Annotated in this window: 20 protein-coding genes and 4 pseudogenes; 7 read left to right on the top strand and 17 right to left on the bottom strand. The window is 37.1% G+C overall.

What is annotated here, in order from left to right:
* Positions 1–435: 435 nt before the first annotated feature.
* The 6 genes and pseudogenes from HNR31_RS07185 to HNR31_RS18640 form a co-directional block, all read right to left on the bottom strand.
* Positions 436–1,659: a sensor histidine kinase gene (locus HNR31_RS07185; protein ID WP_181555582.1), complete on the bottom strand. Its 1,224-nt coding sequence runs from the start codon at positions 1,657–1,659 to the stop codon at positions 436–438.
* 16 nt (positions 1,660–1,675) lie between these two features.
* On the bottom strand, positions 1,676–2,347 hold the full coding sequence (locus HNR31_RS07180) for a response regulator transcription factor (RefSeq protein ID WP_181555581.1): 672 nt from the start codon (positions 2,345–2,347) through the stop codon (positions 1,676–1,678).
* 309 nt (positions 2,348–2,656) lie between these two features.
* On the bottom strand, positions 2,657–3,826 hold the full coding sequence (locus HNR31_RS07175; protein WP_228485596.1) for an ABC transporter permease: 1,170 nt from the start codon (positions 3,824–3,826) through the stop codon (positions 2,657–2,659).
* Positions 3,804–4,514 (bottom strand): ABC transporter ATP-binding protein, encoded by a 711-nt coding sequence (locus tag HNR31_RS07170; RefSeq protein WP_220129443.1) that lies wholly within the window; start codon positions 4,512–4,514, stop codon positions 3,804–3,806. The genes HNR31_RS07175 and HNR31_RS07170 overlap by 23 nt, the downstream gene beginning before the upstream one ends.
* A 6-nt stretch (positions 4,515–4,520) precedes the next feature.
* Complete coding sequence (locus tag HNR31_RS07165; RefSeq protein ID WP_181555580.1) at positions 4,521–5,471, bottom strand: efflux RND transporter periplasmic adaptor subunit; 951 nt, start codon at positions 5,469–5,471, stop codon at positions 4,521–4,523.
* A gap of 304 nt (positions 5,472–5,775) precedes the next feature.
* Positions 5,776–5,922: pseudogene (locus tag HNR31_RS18640) on the bottom strand (sporulation protein YhbH); the annotation flags it as partial.
* A gap of 394 nt (positions 5,923–6,316) precedes the next feature.
* Here HNR31_RS18640 and HNR31_RS07160 point away from each other — a divergent pair.
* Positions 6,317–6,466, top strand: coding sequence for a YjcZ family sporulation protein (locus tag HNR31_RS07160; protein WP_181555579.1), 150 nt, complete (start codon positions 6,317–6,319; stop codon positions 6,464–6,466).
* Positions 6,467–6,849: 383 nt separating this feature from the next.
* On the opposite strand, the gene HNR31_RS18635 is transcribed toward HNR31_RS07160, so the two are convergent.
* The gene (locus tag HNR31_RS18635; protein ID WP_258561028.1) at positions 6,850–6,972 is read right to left on the bottom strand and encodes a hypothetical protein; all 123 of its coding nucleotides are present in this window, start codon (positions 6,970–6,972) and stop codon (positions 6,850–6,852) included.
* Positions 6,973–7,424: 452 nt separating this feature from the next.
* Here HNR31_RS18635 and HNR31_RS07155 point away from each other — a divergent pair.
* Positions 7,425–8,575, top strand: a pseudogene (locus tag HNR31_RS07155) (IS3 family transposase).
* A gap of 60 nt (positions 8,576–8,635) precedes the next feature.
* A complete protein-coding gene (locus HNR31_RS07150) occupies positions 8,636–8,977 on the top strand; it encodes a hypothetical protein (RefSeq protein WP_181555578.1) in 342 nt (113 codons plus the stop codon).
* Positions 8,978–9,816: 839 nt separating this feature from the next.
* On the opposite strand, the gene HNR31_RS07145 is transcribed toward HNR31_RS07150, so the two are convergent.
* The 6 genes from HNR31_RS07145 to dfr form a co-directional block, all read right to left on the bottom strand.
* Positions 9,817–9,900 (bottom strand): YjcZ family sporulation protein, encoded by an 84-nt coding sequence (locus tag HNR31_RS07145; RefSeq protein WP_081260451.1) that lies wholly within the window; start codon positions 9,898–9,900, stop codon positions 9,817–9,819.
* 61 nt (positions 9,901–9,961) lie between these two features.
* The gene (gene yjcZ / locus HNR31_RS07140) at positions 9,962–10,105 is read right to left on the bottom strand and encodes a sporulation protein YjcZ (RefSeq protein ID WP_181555577.1); all 144 of its coding nucleotides are present in this window, start codon (positions 10,103–10,105) and stop codon (positions 9,962–9,964) included.
* Positions 10,106–10,392: 287 nt separating this feature from the next.
* Positions 10,393–10,851 carry a LysM peptidoglycan-binding domain-containing protein gene (locus HNR31_RS19255; RefSeq protein ID WP_374058295.1) on the bottom strand — a complete coding sequence of 153 codons (459 nt, stop codon included), beginning with the start codon at positions 10,849–10,851 and terminating at the stop codon, positions 10,393–10,395.
* Entirely contained in the window at positions 10,809–11,144 is a 336-nt protein-coding gene (locus tag HNR31_RS19250) for a glucosaminidase domain-containing protein (protein ID WP_374058294.1), read from the bottom strand. Before HNR31_RS19250 ends, HNR31_RS19255 begins: the two co-directional genes overlap by 43 nt.
* Before the next feature lie 329 nt (positions 11,145–11,473).
* Positions 11,474–12,346, bottom strand: a complete 873-nt coding sequence (locus HNR31_RS07125; RefSeq protein ID WP_181555576.1) for an AraC family transcriptional regulator — start codon at positions 12,344–12,346, stop codon at positions 11,474–11,476.
* 243 nt (positions 12,347–12,589) lie between these two features.
* Positions 12,590–13,078, bottom strand: a complete 489-nt coding sequence (gene dfr / locus HNR31_RS07120) for a DfrD/DfrG/DfrK family trimethoprim-resistant dihydrofolate reductase (protein ID WP_181555575.1) — start codon at positions 13,076–13,078, stop codon at positions 12,590–12,592.
* Between the two features lie 762 nt (positions 13,079–13,840).
* Between dfr and HNR31_RS07115 the strand changes: the two are divergent.
* Positions 13,841–14,343: pseudogene (locus HNR31_RS07115) on the top strand (DinB family protein).
* A gap of 223 nt (positions 14,344–14,566) precedes the next feature.
* Here the strand turns inward: HNR31_RS07115 and HNR31_RS07110 are convergent.
* Entirely contained in the window at positions 14,567–15,106 is a 540-nt protein-coding gene (locus HNR31_RS07110; protein WP_181555839.1) for a GNAT family N-acetyltransferase, read from the bottom strand.
* Between the two features lie 480 nt (positions 15,107–15,586).
* On the opposite strand from HNR31_RS07110, the gene HNR31_RS07105 reads away from it, so the two are divergent.
* Positions 15,587–16,150, top strand: coding sequence for a cysteine hydrolase family protein (locus HNR31_RS07105; protein ID WP_181555574.1), 564 nt, complete (start codon positions 15,587–15,589; stop codon positions 16,148–16,150).
* Between the two features lie 421 nt (positions 16,151–16,571).
* Here HNR31_RS07105 and HNR31_RS07100 read toward each other — a convergent pair.
* From HNR31_RS07100 to HNR31_RS18625, 3 genes and pseudogenes are all read right to left on the bottom strand, one after another.
* Positions 16,572–17,022, bottom strand: a pseudogene (locus HNR31_RS07100) (ArpU family phage packaging/lysis transcriptional regulator).
* Between the two features lie 24 nt (positions 17,023–17,046).
* Complete coding sequence (locus HNR31_RS07095) at positions 17,047–17,190, bottom strand: hypothetical protein (protein WP_228485594.1); 144 nt, start codon at positions 17,188–17,190, stop codon at positions 17,047–17,049.
* Positions 17,191–17,208: 18 nt separating this feature from the next.
* Entirely contained in the window at positions 17,209–17,442 is a 234-nt protein-coding gene (locus HNR31_RS18625; protein ID WP_228485593.1) for a hypothetical protein, read from the bottom strand.
* Between the two features lie 531 nt (positions 17,443–17,973).
* On the opposite strand from HNR31_RS18625, the gene HNR31_RS07090 reads away from it, so the two are divergent.
* Both HNR31_RS07090 and HNR31_RS07085 read left to right on the top strand, forming a co-directional pair.
* Positions 17,974–18,234: a response regulator gene (locus HNR31_RS07090; RefSeq protein ID WP_309505636.1), complete on the top strand. Its 261-nt coding sequence runs from the start codon at positions 17,974–17,976 to the stop codon at positions 18,232–18,234.
* A 713-nt stretch (positions 18,235–18,947) separates the two neighbouring features.
* Entirely contained in the window at positions 18,948–19,127 is a 180-nt protein-coding gene (locus HNR31_RS07085) for a hypothetical protein (RefSeq protein WP_181555573.1), read from the top strand.
* Positions 19,128–19,140: the final 13 nt, after the last annotated feature.

The following is a 19,140-nucleotide window of genomic DNA, read 5'->3' as shown; positions in this document are numbered from 1 at the left end:
TGTTTTCGTTTGTTCACCTTTTGTTTCATCAGAAGAAAATGAATAAACATGGTCAAACCGGTCCTAGGTATTACGAGTATTCCAATCGAACTCACTAGACCAATTGAGCCCGTATGAAGTTCGCAGACGAATCTTTGTAACGAATTTCTTTCTCTTCTTCTATTGCAACATCACCATTCAATGACCCTATATTAGCTGGTTTTGCCCAAGTTCCCGCTTCGCGAACCGGTCAGGAATCCCTGTTCACTAACCGCTCTGAAATTTTCCCTTCCTCTCTCTTCTCCGTTTACATACATAATAAGAACAATTCTAAAAATGAATGGTCCGTATCATTCTCCTTTCCTTACTTATTTGAGGAATACATCCATATGTCCATCTTTCCTTAACTTTTCCTAAAAAATAAAAACACCCTGCATATGAAATGCGAGTGTTCGTTCATCTTTTTGGATACTTCGGGAAGATAATTTCAAAGCGCGTTCCTTCACCTAATTGGCTATAAACTTTTACTTTCCCCTCGTGCTTCTCAATAATCCACTTGGCAATGGAAAGCCCTAATCCGGCTCCATCTGACTTCGTACGCGCTTTATCGCTTTGATAGAAGCGGTCAAAAATTTTCGGAATCTCTTCTTTCGCAATACCAATCCCATTATCTTGTACCTCAAGCGTAATCGAAGAAGCAGTTTGATGACAAGAAAGGTGAATTCTTCCCCCTTCTTCAGTATATTTCATCGCATTATCTAGTAGAATGACAAGCAACTGATGAATTCGTTCTTTATCCGCAGTAAATAAAATTGGAGACTCTACATTTAATGTCATATCTTTTTGCTGATAAGAAGCAATTTCCGAATAATGATCAACAATTTCTCTTAACAACTCATCTAATCGAAATGCTTCCTTTTTGATTTCAATTTGATTAGAATCTGAACGTGCCAATGTAAGCAAGTTAGCGACTAATTTGGAAAGTCGTCTACATTCTTTAGAGATAATGGAAATATCAACAATTTTTTCTTCAATCGTTGCGGGAAGAGAACGGAACAATAAATCCGTTTTCGCTTGTATCACCGCTAACGGGGTTCGCAATTCATGGGAAGCGTCTGAAACAAATTGCTGTTGTTTTTGCCATGCCTGTTGAATCGGCACAAGAGCTCTTCCCGCAAGAAAATATCCGGCTGCTACTGCACAAAGTCCCCCGATTATGCATCCAGTCACAATGATCAACAAAAGCTGATCTAAAATTTCTCTTTCGGAATTAACATTTCGCAAAATTTGTACCGTTATTTTTCCGAAGTCCGTATCCATTTGGATCGCAATCGCCCGAAAATAAAAGTTTTCAATGTTCATATCGTATAGTTCATTCAATTGTTTAGGCGGAACGATATGAGCTTGTGTGAAAATCGTTGTGTCGCGATTCAGGTCCATCATTTCGCCTTTTTCATTCCAAATCACGATAAACACACGTGGATCTCGTAAAAAAGGAACGTCCCTTTCCCATGGTTTTCCATATGCTATTCGTTCCGCTACCCTCATAAGCGCTGCATCCACTTCTTGGTACAAGCGGGCATGCATATACGAATATAGTGCTGTCCCTAAGACGCTAATTAAAACGAAAAAAACTAACGAATTTAACAGCGTCAGTCGAAGATGAGTGCGTTGAAACATCGTTTTCTCCCCTGCCCTACTGGTCTGTTAACATATATCCGACGCCACGAACCGTTTTAATATCCGTATGATAGCCAAACGGTTCAAGTTTTTTACGAAGATGATGAATGAACACTTCGACAATCGCAATCGTTGTATCCGAATCAAATCCCCATACCCGATCATAGATTTGTTCTTTTGTTAAAATCATTCCCTTATTATGGATAAGGTACTCTAATAACTCATATTGTTTCGCTGTTACTTTGATAGGATGCCCATCTACAATGACATCCTTTTCTTTTCCGAATAGCTCAATCCCACGATAGCGAATGGTCTGTTTTGTTGTAAAACCGCCGCTGCGCCGTAGCAATGCCCGAATGCGTGCCTTCAGCTCAGGGGCTTGAAACGGTTTGACTAAGTAGTCGTCCCCGCCAAAATCTAACCCTTTCACCCGATCTTCGAGGGAATCTTTTGCTGTTAAAAATAAAACTGGCGTAGCAATCTCTTCTTTTCTGATTCGTTGTACAATTTCAAAACCATCCATTCCCGGCAACATCACATCCAATATAATCGCATCGTAAATGTTTTGCAGGGCTAAAAATAACCCTTCTTCGCCATCTGTGGCACTATCAACGACAAACTCATCAGATAAGATTTCAATCATCGCCTCAAGTAAATCAAGATGATCTTCAACGACTAATAGTCTCATCGATTGCTCCACCTTTCTCCTATACTAATAATAAGACAAAGCGGTCGCCAAAAGCGATCGCTTCCTATGGCCGAACTCTTCATCCATTGCGACATTCTGCGGACAAGAGAGGGGCGTCAGATTATCTAAAATAACCTTCTCTCTTGAAGTGACAAGCACCTTCTGCGATCAAAGAACCTTTGCTCCGAGAGCTATTTTGCGCCGCCTCTGCTTTTTCACTGTCTCACTCGGCTCGCAGCGCCAACTTTCCGCTATCGAAATCAAGCATTTCTCGGCGGGAGAACATTTTTTAACTCGTCCTTTCTCCTTCTATTCATATCTTAGCGCTTGAATCGGGTCAAGTTTTGCTGCTTTGTTAGCAGGAAATACGCCAAATACCACTCCGACGAAAAGAGAGAATAAAAAGGAAATAAGAGAAACGGAAGTAGAATAAGAAATCGACAGCCCCATCGCAGTTGCTAGCACTTTTCCAATGATAAATCCGAGTCCCACGCCAATGACTCCTCCTAAAGCGCTTAGCACAACTGATTCAATTAAAAATTGCAGCAAAATATCTTTCCGCTTCGCCCCGATTGCTTTTCGAATCCCGATTTCCTTCGTTCGCTCTGACACAGACACAAGCATAATATTCATAATCCCAATTCCGCCTACTAAAAGAGAAATGCCGGCGATTCCTCCAAGCATCAGCGTCATCGTGTTGGTTACCGAACTCATCGTCTCCATTAAATCTTGCTGGTTAAAGACGCTGTAGCTATCTTCGGTGTTAGGAAACATGCGTGCTAATGTTCTCTCCACTTGTGCCATAACAAAATTGACTTGTTCTGCATTTTTTCCTTGAATGTATACCGTTTGAATACTTGTGTTTTTTACCAACCTTTGTGCAGTCGAAAGCGGCATTATAATCACATCATCGCCGCTTTGTCCAAGCGAACCACCTTTTGAAGCAAGGACTCCGACTACTTTGAACGATGTCCCTTCAACTTGTACATATTTTCCGACCGGATTATCAAGACCAAATAGTGTCTGCGCTGTGTTAGCTCCTAAAACGACAATTTTTTGCCGATACGCTACATCGATATCGGACAAAAATCGACCTTGGTTGGCTTGAACATCGCGCACCGCTTGATAGGAGGAGGTTGTGCCAATTAAAGATACTTGCGCAGATGTCGTGCCATTTTTCACATTGACCCGTCCGGATACAACTGGAGCAATTTCTTTTACTCCTGGAATATCTCGAATTTTTTCAACATCGTCTGTCGTCAATTTGACACTATCGGAGTTCATAACGTTTACCGTTAATAAGTTCGTTCCTAGCTGATTAATTTGATTTGTTACTTGTTCGCTCGAACCTTGACCAATCGAGATGAGAACAATGACAGAAGAGACGCCGATAATAATTCCTAGCATCGTTAAAAATGCCCGCAATTTATTCCCTTGAATACTGCGCAGCGCCATTTTAACGGATTGAATAAGTCCCAACGAAATCACCTCTCTCTTCAAACAATTGGCCATCTTGAATACGGACAATCCGCTTTGCTTCGTTTGCCACTTCCCAATCGTGCGTAATCAAAATAATCGTATGTCCCTGCTCATTTAATTGTTTCATAATTTGAATAATCTCTTTGCTTGTCTTGCTGTCGAGTGCCCCTGTCGGCTCATCGGCAAGCAAAATCGGCGGGCTGCCGACAAGAGCTCGAGCGATGGCAACTCGTTGCTGTTGTCCTCCAGAGAGCTGGTTAGGTAAATGATGGGCGCGATCTTTTAAACCGACTTTTTCTAGGCATTCATAAGCGATTTTTTTGCGTTCCTTCACTTTCACTCCACGATATAATAAAGGTAGTTCGACATTCTCTAACGCTGTTAGTTTTGCTAATAGATGAAAGTTTTGAAAAACGAATCCGATTTTTTCATTTCGAATAGTCGCAAGCTCATTGTCTTTCATTTTTTCTATTTCTTTTCCATCAAGAATATAGCTCCCTGAGTCAGGGCGATCAAGACAGCCAATCATATTCATGAACGTGGACTTCCCTGAACCAGAAGGACCGATAATCGCAAGAAAATCTCCTTTTTCAATTTGGAGAGAGACGCCCCGCAGTGCGTGAACCACTTCTCCTCCGAGCGTATACGTCTTTGTCATATTTTCAATTTGAATAATCGGTGCAGCCATTCTCGATCATCTCCCTCCATTCATTGTTCTACGATTCATGCCGCCTGAAGAGCCCATGCCGGGTATTCCTCCCATTCCGCCCATCATTCTGCCGACGCGCATTTGTTCATTATTCGAAGACGAAGCGGATACTCTTGGCAACTGGACAACCTCTCCTTCTGTGAGACCTTCCGTAATTTCTACATAATCTTCATTGTTAATTCCTGTTTTCACTGCTTGCCGTGTTGCAGTGCCCTCTCCGTCAGATGATGGATTAGCAACAAGCACAAACTTTTCGTTATTTACTGTATGAACGGCTTCAATCGGCACATATAATACATTGTCTTTGCTTTGTACTAAAATGCTCGCTTCAGCTGTCATCCCGACTTTTACATTCGTTGGTTTGTCAATATGAACAGTCACATCAAATGTCGAAACCCCATTCGACACGGTTCCTTCATTTGCAATTGATGTCACTTTTCCCGTATATGTTGTATCCGGAAAGGCATTTATCTTTATACTTGCTGTTTGTCCCACTTTTACTTTTGGAATATCTAACTCATCGATTTGCACCGTTACTTGCAAGTCATCATAATTCGTAATATGGGCGACAACTTGCCCATTTGCTACACGATCTCCTTCCGCCACGTCAAGCGATGTTACTGTTCCATCTGCCGGTGCTGTAATTGCCTCACTTCCATCCGTAAATGTGATTAACTCTTGCCCTTCCTTCACCTTCTCTCCTTCAGAAACAAGTACTTCGTCTACTTCTTTGGTAGCAGTCGCTTTGATATCCGTACTCGTAACAGGTTGAACAGTTCCAGAACCACTCACCTTCACTTCCAGTTTTCCTCTTTGTACAGAAGCGGTCTGCACCTGCGCCATCGTTGGTTCTTCTTTTCCTTTGGCAAAAAACCACACACCGCCTCCAATGACTACAATCGCAATGACGAAAATGATCACCCATTTTTTCAACATCAATTCTCCTTTCCTTATCTATAGGTAACTTGGATAAGCCTATTATGTAGACTGTTTCTTAATTTTTTCTTAATAAAAAAACCTAACCGAATCCGGCTAGGTTCCATACAATCATTATTTGTTCGGAAAGCCCTGCTCTGCATGTAGCAACATAGACATTCCTAAATATGAGAAACATTCGTAAAATTTTCGGAGAAGAAAAATCTCTCTCTACCACTATTACTCCCCCTTAGCTAGCTTGTATATCATTTTCCGCTTCTTATCGAGATGCCAAAACAAAAATCCCCTGCTTCATGCAGAGGATTCATACGAACGCTTTATTCTCTTCTTTACGGAAGAATGTTTTCATCGCATAGAAGACATCAGATTTTTGTTTGAGGATGTAATAGCGGAATTTTTCGTCTTTAATGTTTTTATAGGCGGACATTAAAGTAGAATGACGGTTGTACTGATACAACTATACACCCTATATACTTTTTTGATTTATAATAGCCTAATAAATATTATACACTTCTGTAATACCGATTGAGCTTTAGGATCATTAAAAAAAGGCATCATATTTTTTTCTTCCTTTCTTATGCGAAATTTCATACTTGCTTGCACCATTTCTCCAGCTTCTCTTTTCTGACTGATGGGGCAATGAATACACAATAAAGACTCATATAAACCAGGATCTCCGCCCCCCTTTTTTCAACGGCTCTGGTTTTAGTTTTCCTGTTCAACTAACGGAGCAGTATAATCCAATAACAAATAATCAGCATTCGCGGAAAATGATAAGAGTCCAATCAAACTGATAAAAAGTCCCGTATTATAAACTGTAGGCTAATAAATGGAGGTGTCATTAAATGAGTGGTGGAGGATATGCAGGTGGTGGCCTTGCATTTATCGTCGTTCTGTTCATCTTATTAATCATTGTTGGTTGTGGCTGCTTTGGCGGTTTCCGGGGAGGATATGGCTTCGGCGGTGGTTATGGACCAGGATTCGGATTCTGGTAATCCCCTTTCTGAGTATTTGAGGATTGCTAAAATGCTTGCTTTCCGTTTATAAGTGCCATGGTTGGAACAACACACAAAAAGACTGATTTATTTCGATCTTTTTATGTGGTCTAAAACTCAACACCGCAATTTAACAGGCCAGCTAAAAAGGGCGGAGTCTTACTCTAAATAGTTCCGTTTTTGTGGAGAAAATCTTTAATCACAACATCAATTCCACACTCATTCGTAGCAAAAATCACATAGTAAGTTGCTCATAAAAAAGCTTGAGGAAAATCCATCCTCAAGCTTTTTTAAAGTTACTCTTACCATTTAAACTAAAGCATCCGTTAACACAATACACAAATACTATTTTCAACAATCACTATTGTTTAATTTTCTGTACCCTATTTGTTATTTTCTAATTGACTAATTCTTTGTTCTAATTCTTCAATTTTTTTCTTGGAACTTAGTGTAGTAGTAAAAGCCAAAATTCCAAAAACGAAACCTAAAATTCCGAATGTATTCAACAATATCTCTCCTTTAAATACTTTAGTTATCTGATTTTAAAAAGTTTATTTATTCTATTTTACCATAATTAACACCAACGTTCGTTCATTAGCTTCTCACAATAAATTTCCTCGTAACCTTTCAATTCCAAGAGAAAATTTCGTTTCAACATCCCTTTTAACACGCCAATTCGCAAGTTGAATCAAAGCATGCCAATGGCTGTTGTCATTGCGCGAAATAAGGTGCCAATTAATTTTGATTAATCTATACGAATTTTACACTCGATTTAACTATGTTATTTGTATTGTTTCTCCATATTATCAGAACTATACTTAGTCTTACTCCGCCTTTTTTATGCTTTCTCCTCTTTCAAAAGTCCTGCTTACACGGCACGCCATATGGAGTTAGTATAGTTTTATGGACACATCTTAGTTAAGTCCTTACAATGTAGTTCAAGGAAGGATGTGTCCGTATGGAACGTAAAAATACAGGCAAAAAATACAATAAAGATTTTAAGAAAACAGTGGTAGACTTATATCATTCCGGTACCTCTGTGAAAGAATTAAGTAACGAATATGCCGTTTCTGAGGTGACAATCTATAAATGGATCAAGAAATTTACTCCTATTGGAACGGGGGAAGAATTCCTCACTCCCAAAGAGCTGGCAGCTATTCAAAAGGAAAACCTTCGGTTAAAACAGGAGATTGAAATCCTAAAAAAGGCTATGGCCATATTCGCGAAAAAGTAAACGATACAGAGCTTATCGATTTTATTGATGAATACAAGAAACAGTACCCGGTTCAGATGATGTGTGACGTGCTGTCTGTTCCTAGAAGTACGTACTATCACTCATTACACAAAACAGAGTCAAACCATGAGCGTGAAAACCGAGAGTTAACCAAGAAAATCATTCAGATCCATCAAGAGAGTAAAGAACGATATGGAGCTCCGAAAATTCATCAAACGCTGCTTAAAGACGGATGTTCAGTGAGTTTGAAGCGTGTGCAGCGTCTAATGGCAAAAGCAGAGATTCGCTCGATTACCAGGAAAAAATACCGGCCACACTCCAGTCGGGAAAAAGTACTTGAACGTAAAAACCTGTTGGAAAGAGACTTCTCTACCACAACCATCAATGAGAAATGGGCAGCCGATATCACCTGCATCCATACGCTGAAAGATGGCTGGTGTTATTTAGCTTCCGTCATGGATTTACACTCTAAAAAAGTGGTGGGCTATTCATTTTCACGTTCGATGACAACAGACTTGGTAATAAGAGCTTTAGAAAACGCTTACTCAGTCCAGAAACCAACCAAAGGTTTACTCCTGCACACGGATTTAGGTTCACAATATACAAGCTTTGAGTTTACACAATATGTTCAATCTCACGGCATCATTCAATCGTTTAGCCAAAAAGGCTGCCCTTATGATAATGCCTGTATCGAGTCATTTCACGCCATTTGAAAGAAAGAAGAAGTAAACCATGTGCAATATCTAGACTACCACTCTGCCAAACTAGCGATGTTTCAGTTTATTGAAGGTTGGTACAACAGAAAAAGAATACATAGCAGTTCGGGGTACAAAACTCCCCAATCTGTAGAAGATCAAATCAAACAATCAGCGTAGAACTTAACTTTTTTGTGTCCAAAATATTGACTCAAATTCAAGTATTGGAGAGGACTTATAATGGGGTTAATTATGATATTTGTAATGATACTTGTTTTTATGGCTTGTACTGTTGGTATTACTTTGCACATTAAAAACAAGAATATTTTCAATAAACCAAGTTGGGGTGTACGTATCTCTCTTGTTTTTCAATTACTTTTGTTTACATTATTTTTTACAGAAGTATTAGCAAGTTTTCCGCAAGTAATCGCTGATGTTTTATGGTGGGGGGCAGTTTTAGGTGGTCTTATTTTTGGGATAAGGGATTTTAAAAATAACTCAATTACGTCTGTTTTAAGCATTCTTTTAAGTGTTTCTTTGGCTGGTCTGATGTTTCTTATGTTACTCATAACTTCTATGTAACAATAATCTTATTGAGCTAACGGGTGGTTTTGTTGAATAACAGACCTTAAATAAAAAAGAGCTTGGAACGTTTTCTTATAACATTTTCCAACTCTTTTTTTGATTTGGATTGTGAATTCATTGGTACTGAAAATAGGGTTTACTCAGGATAATGAAAGAGCATTCATTATTTCTAGGAGAGGGGGTTATCAAAAAGATACTCAACTGATCCAGCAAACAGATAGTTAAAGAAGTGCTTCATTCACTTGAATCCATACTATCCAAATTAGGATAAAAGAACAGGATTTAATACCGTAAAATTTTATTAAAGGATGGATTTGTGTTTAAGGGATTAAATGAGTATAAAACATTTAAAATCGAGCCACTTCCGAGCGAAAAATCCTTATTAAGCTAAAGGTTTAAGATGGAGACTGCTACGACAATCCCTTTAGTTTCGTGCAATAAACCATTGCAAAAAAATTAAATGTGGATTTTTTTATTTCACAGCAGATGATCTTTCTCTATAAAAAAAGGCCCGTAGGCCCATGGAAACACTGTTTACATCATTTGCTTAATTAGAATCTGCGTCTTCTTCTAAAGTCGTCTTCAAAGGGGAAAAACGGGAAAAACCGTCTTCTTCTAAAGGGGAAAAACCGTCTTCTTCTAAAGTCGTCACGAAAAAAGAAGTCTCTTCTACCAAATCCAAAAAACGGCATTTAATTCATCCTCCTTTCATTTCAGAAGTCTATATGACAAAAGGACAGATTAACTCAACCTGCCCTTTTCTTTTTCAATAAACGAAACCACCTATTCCGATTAAATGAGGAAATTAAGAGAGGTTAATGTCACCTTGTGGGGAATTAATAACCGCCTAGACCTGTACAAGAACATCCTACAATGATAAGTAAGACGAATAAGACAACAATTAAGGCAAAAGCACTCATATCTAGCACCTCCTATTTATGGTAAGCAGTCTGTTTTTTATAAGAACGTTAGGCTTATTAGTTAGCTCCAGCTCCAAATAGAAGTTCCTACAATAATTAATAAAATGAACAATACAACAATCAACGCAAAATTGAAGCCACCGTAGCCGCCGTAGCCACCATATCCATATCCTGCACCGCCATATCCTCCATATCCCCAACACATAATGTTTCCCCTCCTTATAATATTCTATTGAGTATTGGGGGGATAGCTAATTGCGATCCCTACTTTTAATGTATGTTCTTAAAAAGAGTTAGCTTGGATAAATTCATCAACTGATAAGAAAGTTCCACATTTATCTAATAGATATAGATACTATTTCATTGCATTTCTAATAGTCCCTAATTTATGTAAAGTGGTATATTACATTAAAAGAGATCAGATCTAGTTTAGATCGAGCCCAGCTTGTCAATTTTGGAGCCAAGCTAAATCCCTGCCAAACGGCAGGGGTGCTATTTTAAACGCAATTTTTGTCCGACAAGAATCAAGTCGGGATTTTTAATTTTGTTCAGCTTCACCAAATTTTGCACCGTTGTATTATACTTTTTCGCAATTGCGGTGAGTGTGTCGCCTTTTTTCACGATGTAAATTTGAGGTTCTTCTTTTTTGGACACAGCTTGCACTTTCACTGGCTTCTTATTTCCGACTTTATCGTATTTATGCAGCCCGTACTTTTCGGTGATATTAATTAGCTTTGTAGCATAATTCGGATCAGTACAATATCCACACTCCTGAATAGCAAGAACGTAGTTTGTTTCTCCAATCACTGCCTTGTATTTATTCCGATCCCAAGAGACTCCGTTTTTGTAAAGTCCAGCGAGGTCGCAGAGAGATTCATACCAGCTTGGATATTTTCTGAATGCCGCGTTCACTTTGATCGGCTTTCCATCTTTATATTCGGTCGTTGACATTTTGTTATCGATTGACCGTTATATGCACCCTTCACACCAAAGAGATTTTTCCCATTTTGAGCTAGTCCTCTTTGTCCAAAGTTCGATTCAAGGCACGCTTGTGCAATCACAAGAGAAGCAAGAATTCTGGACTTTTCTTGAATCCGTTGCGCCACGACTCCTTTCAGCGCAATGCCTTTCACGAGCCAGTTTTCTGTTTTCTTACTGTTTTCATCAAGCTCAATTTCACGATGACGAATGATACCAACCTTGTTCCTGCTTGCACCAAGCAAAATGAGGTTACCGCGTTGCAACAATTCCGTATGCCGATTGATGCGCAGTTCAAATTCTCCTACTTCGTGCCATCATCGAGTAAAAAGAAGTGATTCGTAGCTGTCGATGTCAGCAAGAAGACCAAGTGTCGGCGAATTGGTTTCATTTTTTCACCACCTAATAAAAAAACACCGTTATTAAATCGTTGATGTGTTGCATTATCGTCCAACTGCAACAAAAAAGCCAGCTGTTTACTGCTGACTTCATATGTTTTATTAAACTATAGCACTTAATCACTTAATAATTAACAAGTACACTATTATTAGGAATGTCTTACAAAACAGCCTAACAGATATATCTAATGCCTTTTTTACTTTTTCAGAACTGGAATCCAAATTTCACATTTTACAGTTGGTGAAGTTAAATCTTTGCTTCCTATCGATAAGATTTCTGGACCTTCTATTTGTTCATAGTTTGAGGTTGGAAACCATTCAGAATAAATACGTCCCCATACATCCTGCAGTGTATCAGGAAATGGTCCGATTGCTTCGAATACAGCCCATGTTGAGGCAGGAACTTCAAGGTGTGTTAGTTCATCTGGGCACTCCTTAGTAGTTGCCACGCCAATATAGTGATCAAGCTCCCCTTTTTCCTCCATTCTGCCTTCAGAAAAGTTCGTGGATGCTTGAATCAGTCCTAAAGGCTCGACATTAGAAAGTTTTTTAAGTTTATTGATCTTTTCATCATCTAAGCTTTTCCACATAGAGTCAATTTCCGGATTAACTCCTTTGAAAATGATAGGAACTCTTTTCTTAATACCAACAATGCGAAATGCCTCTTTTTCTACAATTCGATAGTTCATTTCATTTCCTCCTTTAATTGATAACTGGAAGGTCATTCGTGGATAGGCTTTAAGTGAATGGCCATTATTTCTGGCTTCTGACGGTGTTATACCATGCAAGTTTTGAAAAGCTCTTGCAAAAGAATCTGGTGAGTTGTACCCGTATTTCATCGCAATGTCAATGACCTTTATGTTGCTATCTTTAAGCTCAAATGCTGCAAGAGTAAGGCGTCTGCGGCGGATATATTCTGATAGTGTAATACCTGCAAGAAAAGAAAACATCCTTTTAAAATGATATTCGGAGCAGCAAGCGATCCTTGCCACCTCTTTAAAATCAATATCATGAGTAAGGTTTTCTTCAATATATTGTATTGCTCTGTTCATGTTCTTAAGCAAATCCATTATATGACCTCCCTTAATTAAAAGAATAACAGGAGCTGAATGTGTCCACCCGACATTTTGTGCACAATTATGTAGGGTGCGTACATGATCATGTGCATCTTTGAGTAACCTACTCGGTTAGTTTAATAAAAACTGTGTTTTATTATTGAACATTTTGTTCCTACTGTGAAATCAAAAAGTCAACATCTTTACAAATGTTGACCTTTGTCCTTCGATTAACGCCCCAGTTAGTTTTATTGATATTCAGGCTTTTCTTTCATAAACATGGAAATAGTAAATATAAGGATTTTTGTCATTGGTTATCCCTTTCTCAACAGATACTTCCTTCCATTCATCAAAATTAGCTTCTGGAAAAAAGGCATCTCCTTCGAATTCGTGATGAATTCTTGTAATATACATTTTGTTAACGTATAGAAGGAACAATTTATATATTTGTTCTCCTCCAAAAATGAAAATCTCTTTTTCATTTTTACATAACTCAAAAACATCTTCGATTGAATGAGCAATTTCACAACCTTCAAAGGTAAAATCCGTATCTCTCGTTAAAACAATATTTTTTCGTCCGGGTAGCACCCTTCCAATTGATTCAAAGTTCTTTCTACCTACTATGATCGGATGTCCCATTGTAGTTTTCTTAACATACTGCCAATCTTTTGGTAATCGCCACGGAATGTCATTGTCCTTGTCAATTACTCTATTTTTATCCATTGCAACAATTAAAGAGATATTCATATATAACACAACCCTTTTTTAACTGTATTACCATGTAAATTTCGCATTCCTAATGAAATTCCTTCTTCGACTAATCTCCCCCCCATAATTGAACAAGTATTACTTCACGATATCTTCCTACTGCGTTATTAAATTCTCTTGGTCTTTAAGAATCTATCTCTGTTTTGAGATCTGGACGCTTGGAAATGACGTATTCATACGTGTATGCACCATCTAGGGTTCGTTGAGCGAGATAAACAGCCATCTTACATACCTCCTAATAGTAAGTCGTCTAATGCTTGCTGTATGATTTCATCTCGAATTTGTATGTAGTTGTTCCAGCACATGCGACTTGTGATATGTAATGGCGCACCAAAGTTTTAAAGCTTGATAAATCAAGGAAGTTTTAAATGTCATTTACTCCTAATCGCCCCATGCACTCTTTTGTGCGTCGGACGATTCACTCCCATCCAAGTCAAGCAGTTCCCGACGTCTCAATTTCTCTTTTCGTTTTTTCTTCTGCTTTTTCACGTTCATCACTCCAGAGCAACATAAAAACGCCTGTCACATGGACAGACGTTTCTATTTAAATTTCCTCCAGCGCATCATTTTCACTATTTCGGGAGTAGTCCAATAAGGAGCTAGTATTAAAATAATTACTCAATAATATGACGATACGAAAAGAGTATGCCTTTTTATCTGAATGAATGACTCTAAAAAGGAATATATTGGTTATGTGTGCAGGAAACTCTTATAAATATTGATAAAGTTAGGAGGATGAATATGTTTCAAACCTTAGATGATTTCTTTAAATTATGGGAATTTGAAGCAGACGCCACTCAAAAAATACTTAATCAGCTTACAGATGAATCACTATCACAAGAAGTAACGCCTCAAAATTGGACATTAGGACGAATTGCTTGGCATACAGTAACAGCAATTAACATTATAGCGTCTCGAACAGGTCTGTCTTTTAACGCCCCTGCTGAAGATTATCCTGTTCCTTCTTCGTCAAAGTTCATATCTGACAGTTATCAACAAGCAAGTAATGCTTTTGTTGAGGCAGTGAAAACTCAATGGACCGACGATAGTCTTAAAGAAGAACAAGACTTTTTTGGAAGAAAATGTCAAATGGTCTTATTCTTTTATTCCTGATTCAACATCAAATTCATCATCGAGGGCAAATGACTGTTCTTATGCGCCAAGCAGGTTTAATTGTTCCTGGTCTTTATGGCCCATCCAAAGAGGAATGGGCTCAGATAGGTATGGAAGCTCCTAAAATGTAATCAATAAAAAATTAATTGAGGGTAACTAACTGGTTGCGATAGTTGATAAGACTCACAAAAAAGACCGATTCATTTCGGTCTTTGCTTTGTTCTGTGGTCTAAAAATCAACGTGAAATTTAACAGAGCAAAATACAAACGCCTGTCATTTAGACAGACGTTCCCGTGTATTTTATATGTCTTATTCAACTATCATACTCGTTAGCTCACTTAAAGATATGTGTATCAAGAGTTGATTTTTTTATCAAACCATTCATTTTCTAAAATACTCATCTCCCATAAGCTCCAATATTCATTTCCTATCCTTCTGCAATCTCTGAGTAATCCCTCTTTTTTAAAACCAACCTTTTCATAACACGCAATCGCAGATTTATTGAAGTCAAATACCCCAAGACTAACCCTATGTAATTTTAGTTCTTCAAATGCTATTCTCAGTATTTCTTTTACCATCAATTGACCTATACCCTGACCTCTTATATTTTTGTCTCCAACTAAAACCTTACCTATTCTTGCTGATTTATTTTTTCTATCAATTTTACCTAAAGAAATATGACCAATAACATTTCCTGTTTCTTTATGTATTACTTTATATATCAAAGTATCAGAGGTATCATTATTCGCATTCTCAATGTACTTTTCTAGCTGACTTTCGTTCAGCGGGTAATCAAATTGAGGCCCTCTCCATTGAAGTAAAAATTTTGGTGAATCAATCCAATTAATCAGTTGCTTAAAATCTGAACGCTCAAAATATTTTAGTTCAATCATCACACTGTTCTCTCCTTTAACTATTTGTTATTTTTAATTTACCTAGAGTTGATAATATTTGTAAATTATTTCTATTGAACTAATCTGCCAGTTGAAGAAGAAAAAAGTGATAAAATCAGTATTCACATTTAACAAAGCTTAAAATAAAAAAACGCCCCCCGATCGGAGTGACGCCCCGCTCGAATAAAATATCCACGATACTATCATAATACGCCTAAACAGAAATATTCTGTCGTCTTTCTGTCATTTTTCTTTCAGTTTTCTGTCATCTTAAAACCAAGACTCTGTTATCGCTTGTTGTTGATTTTCTTGTTCAACTCCCATGGAAGAACGAATTAACTTCGTCATCTGTGGTACTGCGGAATGCGGTATAGGTGACTAAAGGACAGGATAATGCAAATAAACTCATTTTCAATGGTTTATGGTAATATTATAAAAAATAGGTTCAAATTTCTTGATGGAGATTGGAGAGGGAGTCTTATGAATACTGCTTTAATAATCATTGATATTCAGAATGACTATTTTCCTAATGGAAAAATGGAGCTTGAAGGTTCTGTTGAGGCAAGTCAAAGGGCTAGACAATTACTTTCTTTTTTTCGTGAGAAATCTCTGCCCATATTCCATATTCAACATATATCAACAAGAAGTGATGCTACCTTCTTTCTACCTAATACTGAAGGTGTTCAAATACATAAAAATGTAGAACCATTTCCTAATGAAGTAGTCATTCAAAAGAATTACCCGAACAGTTTTAGAGATACAAAACTGTTAGAACAACTTAGGAATAAAGGAATAAATCGTCTGGTTATATGTGGAATGATGACTCATATGTGTATAGACGCAACTGTAAGAGCTGCTTTTGATTTTGGCTTTGAATGTATTGTTATACATGATGCCTGTGCAACCAAAAGTCTTCGATTTAATGAAAAGACTATTCCTGCTGAATATGTGCATAACGCAATTTTAGCTTCTTTGAATGGAATATACGCAAAAGTAATCAGTGTTGAACAATTCTTTGCCCAAAATTTCATTGACATCGAATGAAGTCTTGTTTCATCCCTATGGAAGAACAATTTCATCTTAACTTTCATCATCTGCGGTGCCATGAAATGTGGCATGGTGGCTAACGGGACAGGATCGCGATAGAGCTTATACTTGTTAATGGGAGGAGCTTTTGTTGTTAGAACTTGAAAAAAATAAAAGAGAAGATTACTCAATTAGATGAGTCGGAAGCGAAAAGTCTGTTAATGATTATTTATGCGAAGCTTGATACTGCAATAAATGGAACTGGTGGAGATGAATTTATTAAAAAACTATAATAGATTTATTTGATATTTATAAGAAACTGCCTGACAAAAAAGAACTAAAAAATTTGAACTAGCGTTTGTTGAAGTAGACATATAAAAGGACCAAAAACTGATCCTTTTTTCTTTTAATCAATACTAATATTTAACAAAAAAGACACCTACACAGGTGCCTTTTCTTCTTTATAAACTTCGATCCGCAATATGAAAGCCAGCTTATACAAAGCACTTGCTCTCAATCGATAGTCCTTGCTTTCACTCATTCCCATCTCATTGTAAACTTCGTCATCATATACATCGTCTTCCGTCATATAGCATCGGATAAGAATCGTACGTTCCCAATAACCTCAACAATTCACTGCCATCGCTACCCGCATATTCGCTGCGTTCCCGCTCATAATCGGCGTTTCTTATAGCCATTTCTTCAGTTGAGGAATGGAATTTGTTTGTATTGGAAGGAGAAACGAGCGAATACTGCTGGGTAACTCTTGGCAGCTGATCCAATCGCAACGTAAGTAAAAAAATACGATACTTTTCTAATGCCGCTTCAACTGCTTTTTTTGTAACTTCACAGTCAATTTCCGGTAAGATAAATTCTAATTGTTTTTCCATTTTCTCAACCTCCGAAATGAATCATTATCTTTGACGGAAAACGCCGCTTTGGGAGCGACGATAAATCAGCCGATTCACACCCATCAACTCTTTTAATTCGCATTCTGTAAACCGTTCTTCCGGGCGTTTTTGCTTCTGCTCTTTTTTATGCTTATCTGTCCAGTGCATTATCTTGTTTTCTTGCATCTATTTTTGAAGTTGCTGCTGGATGGTCCTCATGCACATTCCTCTATCTCGTTTTAGTAAAAACAAAAGAGGACACCAATCATACAGAGATGGCCATGCTACCTCTGTACAATCAGTGTCCTCACGCTCTTGATCTTGGATACATTCAGTTTTATTACCATATAAACTAAGAAGACCGCTGATGTAAAAATTTATCATATATGCAATAGTAAAAACTTGTTGTAGCTGATTCATAAGAATCCTCCCCTCTGTATTTACATTTTTCGACTTTCACTCACACTAATCGGCAAAATTCTTGTAAATATTTTTTGGATATTTTCCGAAAAAACTCAAATTATAAAAAATAATGTCGATACAAAATAATGTCGATATATACATAAAAATGTTTAATATATCACAAAGGAGATGTCCTCAATGAGTAATGCACTTGATTATTTTATTGAATTGAAGCCTTTTTTAACTTTTTTAATCACCTTGTTATTAGCAATTGTTCTAAGGTTTTTACAAGATTAAAGATTTTCCTAAGCCTGAAACGATTTCGGAACTAATTAAATATTGTTCGAATGATCCAAAAACCCATTCAGAAGGAATGCTCTTTTTTCTCGTTATCTCAATTATTTATGAATTTTTAGCTATTGTTATTTAGCAAAAGGTGATTTAAATTGTTTAAAACTGCATTAATTGCTGACGATTCAATGTTTATGAGAAATTTATTAAAGAATCTCCTAACCGATAATAGTTACCAAGTTGTCTCTGAGACTTCTGATGGTAGTAATGCTGTGTCTCTTTACAAAGAACATTGCTATACTTGACTTAACTATGCCTATTATGAATGGATTAGATGCTTTAAAAGATATTTTAACATTTGATCAAAAATCAAAAGGAATAATTTGTTCAGCAATGAGGCAAAAAAGCTTAATTATTGATTCTCTTCAAATAGGAGCTAAGGATTTCATAGTCAAGTCCTGTTTAAAACAATTAATTCCATATTTAAATAAATTTTATGTATTACGCACTTCTTTATAGAAGTACTTTTTTGGAACTCACCTGTCATTTTGTTTCTTTTTTCGAATTAAAATTGGCATTATCTAGAGAAAAACTTTCGAATAGAAAATGAAAAAAGCTGCGTTAAAGGCTCAATCAAAATCAACACATTGTCTATAAATAAAAACGAATCAAGGTTTTAACCTTACACCTTCCTCAACATTTCTACCTGTTCCTTCTGTGAAAGAGCAACATAATAGCAGTGTCGAGCAAGTATTTTCCCAGTTCTAATTATATACAATTAGAAAGGAGAGCCGTTCACTTCTTACTGTGACGTGCTCTCCTTTTCTTGTTTCATCTTCGACAAACTTCGAGGTGTGACAGATACGCTTTATGATTTTTGTAAACCGAAAATTACCTAATAAACAGAAATATGGTAATAACAAAGAAATCCAAGAATATATAAAGCAAAAACATGGTTATACCCTTAAAACTTGTTGAATTGCACATATGAAAGAAATTTGTAGACTTAATCCTAAGATTTTACCTAATCGATTTTCTCCAAATTCAAGAACAAATCCATGTCCTCCGGATAAACAAGATGATCTCAAAGAGGCTTTCAAGCACTTTAAAATGATTTGACTTATTTCGCTCCCTTCTCAGAAATCTAAAAATAATATTTAAGGAAGCAAAATTGCTAAAACTGTTTAATAACTATGTGGTATAATTATCCAAAAACACATTGGAGGTCGAACATGAATTCTTCTGTAAGCTTGTTTCCGTTACTTACTTTTATTCCGATTATTATTTATCTTGGTCTGATGATATTTGGTGTGTGGTTCGCGGTAAGTTTAATAAAAACATTAAAAGAGAAAAATCAAATTCTAAAAGAGATTGCTAGAAATTTGGAGAATAGGAGTAAGGAAGAAATATAAAATTTCTTCCTTT

Origin of the sequence: Thermaerobacillus caldiproteolyticus, from assembly GCF_013761245.1 — a bacterium.
GTDB classification, from domain to species: domain Bacteria; phylum Bacillota; class Bacilli; order Bacillales; family Anoxybacillaceae; genus Thermaerobacillus; species Thermaerobacillus caldiproteolyticus.
Note: the sequence above shows the minus strand (reverse complement) of the source record. Positions and strands in the feature narration are given on the sequence as shown.

What these genes read in the sequence shown, in the direction of transcription:
- HNR31_RS07185 (WP_181555582.1), bottom strand. Translation starts at nt 1,659, where the DNA reads ATGTTTCAACGCACTCATCTTCGACTGACGCTGTTAAATTCGTTAGTT.
- HNR31_RS07180 (WP_181555581.1), bottom strand. Translation starts at nt 2,347, where the DNA reads ATGAGACTATTAGTCGTTGAAGATCATCTTGATTTACTTGAGGCGATG.
- HNR31_RS07170 (WP_220129443.1), bottom strand. Translation starts at nt 4,514, where the DNA reads ATGGCTGCACCGATTATTCAAATTGAAAATATGACAAAGACGTATACG.
- HNR31_RS07165 (WP_181555580.1), bottom strand. Translation starts at nt 5,471, where the DNA reads ATGTTGAAAAAATGGGTGATCATTTTCGTCATTGCGATTGTAGTCATT.
- HNR31_RS07160 (WP_181555579.1), top strand. Translation starts at nt 6,317, where the DNA reads ATGAGTGGTGGAGGATATGCAGGTGGTGGCCTTGCATTTATCGTCGTT.
- HNR31_RS07150 (WP_181555578.1), top strand. Translation starts at nt 8,636, where the DNA reads ATGGGGTTAATTATGATATTTGTAATGATACTTGTTTTTATGGCTTGT.
- HNR31_RS07145 (WP_081260451.1), bottom strand. Translation starts at nt 9,900, where the DNA reads ATGAGTGCTTTTGCCTTAATTGTTGTCTTATTCGTCTTACTTATCATT.
- yjcZ (WP_181555577.1), bottom strand. Translation starts at nt 10,105, where the DNA reads ATGTGTTGGGGATATGGAGGATATGGCGGTGCAGGATATGGATATGGT.
- HNR31_RS19255 (WP_374058295.1), bottom strand. Translation starts at nt 10,851, where the DNA reads ATGTCAACGACCGAATATAAAGATGGAAAGCCGATCAAAGTGAACGCG.
- HNR31_RS07125 (WP_181555576.1), bottom strand. Translation starts at nt 12,346, where the DNA reads ATGGATTTGCTTAAGAACATGAACAGAGCAATACAATATATTGAAGAA.
- dfr (WP_181555575.1), bottom strand. Translation starts at nt 13,078, where the DNA reads ATGAATATCTCTTTAATTGTTGCAATGGATAAAAATAGAGTAATTGAC.
- HNR31_RS07110 (WP_181555839.1), bottom strand. Translation starts at nt 15,106, where the DNA reads ATGATTGAACTAAAATATTTTGAGCGTTCAGATTTTAAGCAACTGATT.
- HNR31_RS07105 (WP_181555574.1), top strand. Translation starts at nt 15,587, where the DNA reads ATGAATACTGCTTTAATAATCATTGATATTCAGAATGACTATTTTCCT.
- HNR31_RS07095 (WP_228485594.1), bottom strand. Translation starts at nt 17,190, where the DNA reads ATGCACTGGACAGATAAGCATAAAAAAGAGCAGAAGCAAAAACGCCCG.
- HNR31_RS18625 (WP_228485593.1), bottom strand. Translation starts at nt 17,442, where the DNA reads ATGAATCAGCTACAACAAGTTTTTACTATTGCATATATGATAAATTTT.
- HNR31_RS07090 (WP_309505636.1), top strand. Translation starts at nt 17,974, where the DNA reads ATGGTAGTAATGCTGTGTCTCTTTACAAAGAACATTGCTATACTTGAC.
- HNR31_RS07085 (WP_181555573.1), top strand. Translation starts at nt 18,948, where the DNA reads ATGAATTCTTCTGTAAGCTTGTTTCCGTTACTTACTTTTATTCCGATT.